General features: G+C 58.7%; 8 protein-coding genes. All 8 read left to right on the top strand.

Features of this window, described 5'->3' with window-relative positions; genetic code table 11:
* Position 1: 1 nt before the first annotated feature.
* The 8 genes from VEZ52_RS01245 to flgL all read left to right on the top strand — a co-directional run bounded on the left by VEZ52_RS01245 (position 2) and on the right by flgL (position 9604).
* Positions 2-1348 carry an MFS transporter gene (locus VEZ52_RS01245; protein ID WP_324835191.1) on the top strand — a complete coding sequence of 449 codons (1347 nt, stop codon included), beginning with the start codon at positions 2-4 and terminating at the stop codon, positions 1346-1348.
* Between the two features lie 157 nt (positions 1349-1505).
* A complete protein-coding gene (locus tag VEZ52_RS01240; RefSeq protein ID WP_298994974.1) occupies positions 1506-1940 on the top strand; it encodes a DVU0524 family FlgM-associated protein in 435 nt (144 codons plus the stop codon).
* Between the two features lie 32 nt (positions 1941-1972).
* A complete protein-coding gene (gene flgM, locus VEZ52_RS01235) occupies positions 1973-2287 on the top strand; it encodes a flagellar biosynthesis anti-sigma factor FlgM (protein WP_324835190.1) in 315 nt (104 codons plus the stop codon).
* Between the two features lie 319 nt (positions 2288-2606).
* Complete coding sequence (locus VEZ52_RS01230; protein WP_027180641.1) at positions 2607-3719, top strand: flagellar basal body P-ring protein FlgI; 1113 nt, start codon at positions 2607-2609, stop codon at positions 3717-3719.
* Positions 3720-5246 carry a rod-binding protein gene (locus tag VEZ52_RS01225; protein WP_324835189.1) on the top strand — a complete coding sequence of 509 codons (1527 nt, stop codon included), beginning with the start codon at positions 3720-3722 and terminating at the stop codon, positions 5244-5246. It begins immediately after the preceding gene.
* Positions 5247-5480: 234 nt separating this feature from the next.
* Positions 5481-5948, top strand: coding sequence for a flagellar export chaperone FlgN (gene flgN / locus VEZ52_RS01220; RefSeq protein ID WP_324835188.1), 468 nt, complete (start codon positions 5481-5483; stop codon positions 5946-5948).
* 2 nt (positions 5949-5950) lie between these two features.
* Positions 5951-8065 (top strand): flagellar hook-associated protein FlgK, encoded by a 2115-nt coding sequence (gene flgK / locus VEZ52_RS01215; RefSeq protein ID WP_324835187.1) that lies wholly within the window; start codon positions 5951-5953, stop codon positions 8063-8065.
* A gap of 9 nt (positions 8066-8074) precedes the next feature.
* Complete coding sequence (gene flgL / locus VEZ52_RS01210) at positions 8075-9604, top strand: flagellar hook-associated protein FlgL (RefSeq protein ID WP_324835186.1); 1530 nt, start codon at positions 8075-8077, stop codon at positions 9602-9604.
* Positions 9605-9635 lie beyond the last annotated feature (31 nt).

Below are 9635 nucleotides of genomic sequence, written 5' to 3'. Positions count from 1 at the left end.
GCTGCTTGTGGCCGTGTGTACCTCCCTGTTTTTTATGCCGTTCATGATGGCCGGAGTGAACGCCGTGCTGCCGCCGCTGGGGCAAAGCCTCCATGCCAGCGCGCGCGAGCTGGGCCTCATGGGGGCCTTTTATTCCATGGGGCTGGCTGTGTTTCAGCTGGCCAGCGGCAGCATGGGCGACATTTGGGGGTATCGGCGCATATTCTTGTGGGGTATCGCCCTGTTTGCGCTGGCCGGAGCCTTGCTGGGTTTTGTCAATTCTGTGCCGCTGTTTCTGCTGCTGCGTTTTGTGCAGGGGGTGGGAGGGGCCATGTTCAACGCCTGCGGTCTGGCCCTGCTGGCCTCGGCGGCTCCTGAGGGGCGGCGCGCCTCATATCTTGGCTACAGCGGATCATCAGTGTACGCAGGCATTGCCTGCGGGCCGCCGGTCGCGGGCTTTGTGGCCGGGTGGCTTGGCTGGCAGTGGCTGTTCTGGGGCAGCGCTCTGGCGTCCGTGGGTGTGCTGCTGCTGATGAAATACCGCGTCAAGCTGGAATGGCGCATGGCCAAGGGCAAGCCTTTTGACTGGAAGGGCTGCTGCATCTATGCGGGAGCCATGACGGCCCTGACGTTTGGCTCGTCCGAACTGGCCGATGCTCCGGCTCTGGCTGGCGGCCTGCTGGTGGCCTTTGTAGGGTTGATGGCTGCTTTCTGCGTCAAGGAACTGCGGAGCGACTATCCCCTGCTTGATCTGCGGCTGCTTGCCCGCAACAGGGTCTTTGCCCTGTCTTCATTGGCTGCATTCATCAACTATAGTTCTTTTTTCGGCATCGTGTTTTTTTTCAGTCTGTATCTCCAGTTCGGACGCGGTATGACCGTGCAGCAGGCCGGGCTTTTTCTTGCGCTCCAGTCTGTGATGCAGGTCATGACCACCCCCGTGGCCGCGCGGTTGTGCGGCAGGTTTGAGCCGGGCAAGGTCAGCGCGACGGGCATTGCCCTGTGCGGGCTGGGCCTTGTTGTGTGCGGGCTTTTGCGGGTGGATTCGCCCATGTACGTGCTGGTTCTGGCCCAATGCCTGCTCGGCGTTGGAATCAGCCTGTTTGCGTTGCCTAATACCACCATTATTCTTGAGAGCGCGGGGCGCGACCGGGTGGGGCAGGCCGCAGGACTCACGGGCGCTGTGCGCACGGGCGGTCAGCTCTTCAATATGACGCTCATAACGCTGACCCTTGGGCTTTTTCTTGGCAGCGAGCCCGCGGGCACGCATAATATTGATGCCTTTATGGGAGCCATGCGCGTTGACCTGATAATCTTTGGCGTGCTCAACCTGTTGGCTGTGGGCTGCGCGTTGGCCCGCAACCGCCGTTGATCGCCATTTATATCACCCGTTGATTGTCTGTATCCTTGCGGACAGCCCTGCCGCGCCCTTTGCAAAAAATGCGGCAGGCCCACAGAAAAAAATGCTTCGTGGCAAATCTAAAGTTTTTATCGGTTCTGCCGAAAAAGGTTGAAGGACGGATAACGCCATGGCCGACGCAACCTCCGCGCAACTGCGCATGATGCTACAGGGGTATGAACAGCAGTTGCTGGCAGCCCGGCGTCTTGCAAGGCTCAGAATGCGGCGCAGAGTTGCCGAAGGCGATGACCCCAGCGACCCTGATCCTTCTGCCAGCCGCCATATGATGGTTGAGAAGGTCGCCCGCGAACTCTACGAAACCCTGCTCTATACCGGAAGCGACAACCCTGTGGTGGAGGAAATCCGCCAGGAACTTGGCCGTGAAGTGGGGCAGGAAGTGCAGTTTACCTATCCGCCAGGCGGCAGACTGCGTATAGTGGGGCAAGGGCCGGAAGGCTTGGAACCTTTATCGGATGAAAAACTGCGTGCGACCCGTAACGCCCTGTGGCGTGTCACACGTAAAAAAGTTGACGAAAGCATGCTTGACGAACCGCCCGCCATTTAGGTCGACGGCAAGTTGAGCAAGCGGAGAGAACTATGGAAATTCAGGGAAAGATCAATACGTTTCTCGATCCCTACAGCAATACGGCCAACCTTGAAAAGAGCGGCGAGGCCAGGCTGAAGGGCAGAGCCAGCGCCGCGCCTTCAGAAAGTTCGCAAGGAGACACCGTCAGTGTATCGCAGGATGCCCTGCTGCTGACGGAAGCACGGCGCACAGCCCAGAATACGCCCGATGTGCGCGCCGAAAAGGTGGAAGCCTTGCGTATTCAGGTTTCCAACGGCACCTACAAGCCTGACAGCAAGCTTATTGCCGCCAATCTTGTGCGTGAGGAGCCGGGTTTATTCAGGTAGGGCATGCCATGACGCGGATTTTTTAACTCCGCGCAGGGCAGACAACTGTTTTTACTGTTGGCTTGCCCGGGCAGCAGCCAAAAAATAATCGTCCAAAAATACTCGAAAAGAGCGGTCAGGGAGCAGAATCCCTGACCGCTCTTTTCGTCGGGCGGAGGGTCAGGCGGAAAACTGGTTGCACGGGGCAGGCCAAGGGGCGGGAAAGGTCTGGGCAGGCGCTCAGGATCAGACCGCCCATTGTGGTCAGCAGTACGTCGGCATGTTCGGCATGGTTTCTGCAATTCCCTGTGTGCCGGTATTCCGGCAAGGAGTCTGCGCCATGAAATTGACAATCCTGCGCCATCCGGCCTTCTGGATAACCACCGCCGCCCTGCTTGTGTGCTGGGCCTTGCCTGCGCATGCCGTGCGCATCAAGGACATCGCCACGTTTTCGGGCGTGCGCGACAACCAGCTCATCGGTTACGGACTGGTGGTTGGTCTGGCTGGAACCGGCGACAAGAAGGACTCCGTCTTCACGCTCAGTTCCATGAAAAACATGATGGACAGAATGGGCGTTGGCGTGGACGCCTCCGCACTTAAAATCAAAAACGTGGCCTCGGTCATGGTGACGGCGCGCATGCCGGTGTCGGCCAAACCCGGCACCAAGCTGGACGTGACGGTGTCCTCCGTGGGCGACGCCAGCTCTCTCATGGGAGGCGTGCTGCTGCAAACGGCCCTCAAGGGCGTGGACGGCAAAATATACACCCTGGCTCAGGGCGCGTTGACCGTGGGCGGTTTTTCGGCCTCGGGCAAAGCCGCCAGCACCACAAAGAATATCGCCACAGTGGGCATCATCCCCGGCGGCGGCATTGTGGAACGGGGCATTCCCTTTGAGTTCAACCAGCAGGACAAGCTCACGCTCAATCTGCGCGTGGGCGATTTCTCCACAGCGCAGCAGATTGCGGAACGCCTCAATGGGGCCATGGGCGGGCGCTATGCCCGCGCTGTGGACGCCACCAGCGTGACCATGGACGTCCCCCCCCAGTACCGCAACAACCTTGTGCCGCTCATGGCCTCGGTGGAAAATCTGGATGTCAGCCCCGACACCTCCGCCAAGGTGGTGGTGGACGAAAAGACAGGCACGGTTGTGCTTGGGCGCGACGTGCGCATCTCCCGCGCTGCCGTGGCTCATGGCAATTTGCAAATCACTGTGCAGGAAAGCGAACAGGTTTCGCAGCCCGGCCCCTTCTCGCAAGGGCAGACCGTGGTGACGCCGCAGACGGAAACCAACGTGCGCGAAGAAAACCGCCATCTTATGATGGTGGAAGGCGCGACCCTTCAGGAACTGGTGGACGGCCTCAATGCCATTGGCGCAACCCCCCGCGACCTCATCTCCATTTTACGGACAATGCAGGCCTCGGGCTCCTTGCACGCGGATCTGGAGGTAATTTAAATGACTACGCCCATGTCAACCGCTCTCATTCTTCCTGATGCCGGAGCGGGCGAAATTGCCCGCAAGGAAGTTCAGTCGCGCCTGGCGGGCATTGGCAATCTGGGCGGGAAAAATATTGACCCTGCGCAAAAGGAAAAGAAGCTGCGCGAATCCTGCGAAGGTTTCGAGTCCATCTTTATCCAGAAAATGTGGGAAGAAATGCGCAAAACCCTGCCCAAGTCCACCTTGCTGCACGGCAAGGAGGAGCAGTTCTGGCAGGGCATGTACGATCAGGAACTGGCCAAAAAAATGACATCGGCTGGCGGCATAGGTCTGGCCGACATGATGTACGCCCAGCTTTCGCGCGGTCTCACATCTGCAAGCCGCGCCACTGCAACGGATGCTTCCGCCATTCAGCGGCCTTTTACGCCCGAGGCGGCTCCCATGCTTCCACCAACGCCGGATGCGGATAGCCCGCACAGCGAAAGTGGCAGGGACGCGGCTAAGGGCAAGTCTGGGACATCAAGCGCTGCTGCGTCCGTGTACGGCGGTGTTGCCCCCATGCAGGACGCCGGACATGCGGAAAACGGCTCCGCTGCGGCGCGCACCCTGACCGGAGCTCAAGCCGTCGCAGGCGGGCAGGATCCTGAAGAAGCCGCGCGTCTTGCCGAGCAGGCCATGCAGGCCTCGGCCCAGCCGGAGCGGCACAGGGTTGTGCGCACCACCAACGTTGTCGGCAATATGAATTCAGGCCTCAACCTTGCCCGCAAGGCGCAGTTTGAAGCGGGCAGCAAACTGGGGCCCAATGCGGTGCGCCCGCCCATGCAGCAGATGTTGGGCCTTGCCCAACCGCAGAGCAGAGCCGCACAGGCGGACGGGCAGAACTGGGATCAGGGCGGCATGCAGATGGATATGTCCGGCATGAGTATTCCGCCGCTTACGGGGAATGTGCTGGATGCCCAGTCCCTGAATTCCCCTGGGGGCATGCAGGCGGCCATGCACCAGCAGGCTATGCAGGGGCAGGTCATGCAGGGGCAGAATATGCAGCCAGGCTCAAACGCTCCGGTGGGTCAGGCGGCGCCTCCGCAGCCGCAAAAGGTTCGCTATACCACCAATATCCCGCCCACAGGGCGAGGCGGCAAGCAGGGCTTGATCCGTACGCTCAATGTTGACGGCGCAGGCCCCAACAGCAATGCGGGTGCCGGCATTGCCGCCTACCATGCCCAGCAGGCGCAGGGCGCAGGCATGCAACAACAGGCTCCTGCACAGGGCGCACAGCCCGCAGCGCAGGTAAGCACACTGCCCATGGGCCCGGCGGGTCAGCCCGCAGTTCTGGCGGCAAGCCAGCCTGCAAGCCCCGGCGTCCAGGCCCCCAATCAGCCTGTGAACCCCGGTGTTGCCCCGGTGGCTTCGCCCGCATCTGCTCAGGGCGTGACCAGCCCGGTGCCGCTGACGGGCGGGCAGATATTCGTGCGTCAGGGCGGCCAGGGCGCAGCAGCCTCGGGTATACCGCCGCTGACAGCTACGGATGTGTACGGCAGGCCCTAACTAATAGGTATTGCGAGATTGTCCCGGCGAGCGCTGAGCTGACGCTGCCCTGCGCGTCTGCGGCGAGCGCAGCTCCCCATGGTCAATCTCTCGTTCAACCGCTCTGGAAGCCTGCACCGGAAGGATTTTCAGGCACGAATTTTGCTTTAATTGTGCCGAGGCGGCAGTTTCTGCCTTTTCCTGTCGGGCAATATCCTGACTACGGCTGAAAACAAAGGCCCTCGGGAGGTTCACATGCACAACGCCATTTACGAATCGCTTTCGCGTCAGGATAAGGCCCTTTGCCTGCTGCGCGACCTTCTTGAAGAAGAATATACTTGCCTTCTCAAGCGCGATACTGATGCCGTGGTGTCTCTTGAGTTCTCCATACAGGAGCTGATCCGTCAGCTGGCCGTGGAAAAAACTTCTGTCATCAGAGGGCTGGGCGGCATGCGGGCCATGGAATACGCCACTGCGCTGCCTGAAGATATGGGCGTTGCCCTGCGGGAAACCCTGCTCCAGATAGATGCGAGCGAGCAGGCAGTTGCGCGCCAGGCCGCACGCAACACCAATCTTTCTCTGGCTCTGCTTGATCAGAGCAGTCGCACGCTTCAGGCGCTCACAAGCCAGGCCATGCCGCCAAAGGCGGAAACCTATGGCCGCCGTGGTGGCATGAGTGTGCAGCGGCAGACGCAGGCCGCGTTGATCTCCGGGAGGCTGTAGCCATGCTCAGCGGTCTTATGAATGTGGGCAGGACAGCCCTCAACGCCGCGCAAGCCTGGATTTCGGTCACGGGCGGCAATATCGCCAATGCCGATACCGAAGGCTACACCCGTCGCTATGTGGATCAGCGCGATGCCGGCACCATCACCGCCAAACCGGGCGGCGAGGGCCTTGGCGTCAATGCGCAGCAGGTGCTGCGGTACTTCAACTCTTTTCTTGAAAGCTCCTACGTGCGTCAGTCCACCAATTCCGCCCGTTGGGGAGAGCAGGAAAACATCATGGGGACGTTGGAAAGCCTTTTCAACGAATCCAACCGGGCGGGCGTAAGTTCGTCCATGAACGCATTTTTTACGGCATGGCAAAAGCTTGCGCAGCGCCCTGGCGATACTGCCTCGCGCGAGGATCTGCTTTCGTACGCAGACAACCTTTGCGACATGCTCGGCAATACTTCTGCATCGGTCAAGGCGCTGCAAAGCCAGATGGATGTTTCCATCAATCAGGGTGTCAGCCGCGTCAATGAGCTTGCCAAGAGCATTGCTTCTCTTAATAAACAGATCAATGCCACGACCATCGATGGAGTAAGCAATCCCAATGCATTGCTTGACCAGCGCGATCAGCTCGTGCGCGAAATGTCCACGTATGTCAATGTTCAGACCGTAGACGCAGGAAACGGTGATTTTACGGTTTCGCTCTCCACCGGGCAGCCTCTGGTGCAGGGCATTACGACCAATGACTTGCAGGTTCTTGCGCCTCGCGCGGAAAACCGGCTTGCCATAGGCTCTTCCTACGCTGGAAATATCCAGTATGACGGATCAGACAGTCATGAATATACGGTAGAAGTCGTTTCCGGGGGCAGCGCAGGCGCTGCAGGCAGCACAGGCAACCCCACATTCCGCGTTTCGCTGGACGGCGGCAAAACCTGGCTGCGTGATGAGAACGGCAAGGAGCAGCACTACGAAATAAGCTCCAATGGCGCAAGCACCGACCCCGTGCAGGTGAAGAATCTGAAGATTTCCTTCAGCTCCATCAGCAATTTTAATGCTGGCGACAAGTTCGACATAACGCCCAAGACCGGGCTTTACTGGATTGAGCCCACGCGCGGCCCGCAAAATGTGACGCCCCAGGTGGGCTTTGACGGTACGGACAACCCCAGCCGCGTATCTGGCGGCAAGTTGACCACCTACTTCAATATCCGCGATGACAACTGCGGGCGCTATATTGACGAGCTGGACGCCACCGCCAAGTCGCTTATCTGGGAAGTGAACCGTATCCACAGTCAGGGTGCGGGCACCGCGTTGTTTGATTATACGCAGGGGCAGCAGGGTATTTCCAATACTGCGGTGCCCTTGGGTTCGGCGCAGGCTGTGCTGCCGGAGTCCAGCAGGCTCCAGGCCGGCAACGTCAATTTCTTTTTTTACAACAAAACTTCGGGCGACTATGTTTCGTCGGGGCAGATCGACTTCAGCAGCATTACCCCCGGAACGCCGAATTTTGATCCCAGCAAGCATTCGCTGGATGACGTTGTTTCCGCCATCAATTCTTCCTTCCCCGGCAAGCTTACGGCCAGCATTCAGGATGGCAAGCTTGTGCTCAACACTGCGGCTGGCAGCAATCTGCAATTCGCGCTGGGCACCGACAGCACGGGCATGATGGCAGCCCTCGGCGTGAATACGTTTTTTACCGGCACAGATGCCAGCAACATCGCCACCAGCAGCCAGTTGCACGACAATGTGAACTACATTGCCGCAGGGCAGGTCAACGGCCAGCAACAGATCAACAAGGGCGATAATGCCACGGCCACAGCCATTGGCAAACTGTCCAGCACCAACGTAACCATTTCAACCGCATGGAAGACAACGAGCAACCAGACCATCGGCCAGTACTATGCCAGCCTGGTTACAACCGTCGGTGCGGATACCCGCCTTGCCAAAACAAATTCGGAATACCACAAGGCGCTCACCAGCGACCTTTCCGAGCAGGTGAGTTCTGCATCTGGCGTCAACCTTGACGAGGAAATGGCCAACCTGATCAAATACCAGCACTCCTACACGGCAGCGGCAAAATTGATAACCACCGCCGACCAGATGCTGCAAACCCTTCTTGGGCTTAAGCAATAGGAGCCTGTCATGGCAATACGCGTTACGCAAAACACCATGTATGACAAAATGACGAGCCAGATGCAGAAAAGTCTGGCTGCCTACATGGAAAGCAACGAGCAAGGCTCTTCGCAAAAAAAGATCAACAGGCCATCTGATGATCCTGCGGGTGCATACCGTGTGCTGGTGACCCGTAACGACATCAGCACCACCACCCAGTATCAGAGCAATGTGGATACGGCTAAGGGCTGGCTGTCGCTTGCCGACAACGTGCTTGGCACACAGCTGAGCAACTCTCTGACAAGCCTTAAAGCGCTGGCCGAGCAAGCCTCTACCGGTAGCTATTCGGCAGAGAACCGCAAACAGATCGCCGACCAGGCCCGACAGATATTTGGCCAGATGCTCAACCTTTCCAACACCCAGTATGAGGGCAATAGCATTTTTGGCGGTCAGCGCTATGACCGCAACGCCTTTGAAGAGGGTTTGGCCCTGACCAGCGCGGATACCAACTGGGATACGGCCATTCAGGCTGGGGGCTATACGGTTCAGGGCGCGTCCAGTAAATCCATGATGATCCAGTTTACCACAACTGGAACTCTGGATGGCGGGGCGCAGAGCTTTCGCTGGTCCAACGACGGCGGCGCCACCTGGGGCACGGGCACTACGGCCGGCAGAACGCTGACGGCCAATGGCGTAACCGTCACCATGAAGAACAATATGGCTGTTACCGCAGCCGATATAAGCGCCGGACCGGGTTCAAAGAACGGTACTCTGGTGTATATCCGGCCCACAGCCGTCTATCAGGGCGACGACAATGACCCTCCGCCGAAGACAACTGCCATGGGCGGGCCGTCAGGCCTTCTCACGTCTGCTGCCGGTGCGTTTGGCAACAACGTTCTTGTGCGTATGGACAGCAACGCCAACCTTGCCTCATCTGGCAGCACGGTCAACTATTCGTACAGCACCGACAGTGGCTCAACCTGGGTGGCTGCAACTGCCTCCACGGATGGTTCAAACAAGCTTCGACTGCTGGTGCCAAGCGGATATGTGGATGTGAACGCCGCAGGCGTTGCCGGCAACACCGTAAACGCTGGCACGCAGATTCTTGTGCATCCTGACCGCGCCGATCTGAATCTCGAAATCATGAAGGGTTCGTATATTTCGGTAAACAACGTCGGCAAGGATATCTTTGGCGGATACTACGAAGGCAAGCCAGCCCTGCCGGGTGCGACAAACCTCTTTGACATGGTGGGCGAATTCGTCAGCTATTGCGAAAATAACAATCAGGAAGGCTGCCAGCAGACGCTCGCAAAGATTGCCACCGTGCAGCAGAATGTGCTCACCCAGACAGCCCGCATCGGCGGGCTTGAAAACAGGGTGTCCACTGCCAGCGATGTGCTCAGCTTTCAAAAGCTAGACCAGCAGGAACGATTGAGCTATACTGAAGACATAGACCTGACCGAGTTGCTGACAAAGCTGACCCGGCAACAGTTGACGTATCAGACAGTGCTTCAGTCTTCTTCAAAGATAATGCAGATGAGCCTGGCCAGTTATCTCTGATGCCGAGTAGCGGCGGATTTTGCCGCCTGAT

Origin of the sequence: Desulfovibrio sp., assembly GCF_035644575.1 — a bacterium.
Taxonomy (GTDB): Bacteria; Desulfobacterota; Desulfovibrionia; order Desulfovibrionales; family Desulfovibrionaceae; genus Desulfovibrio.
This window is presented reverse-complemented; position numbering and strand designations above follow the sequence as displayed.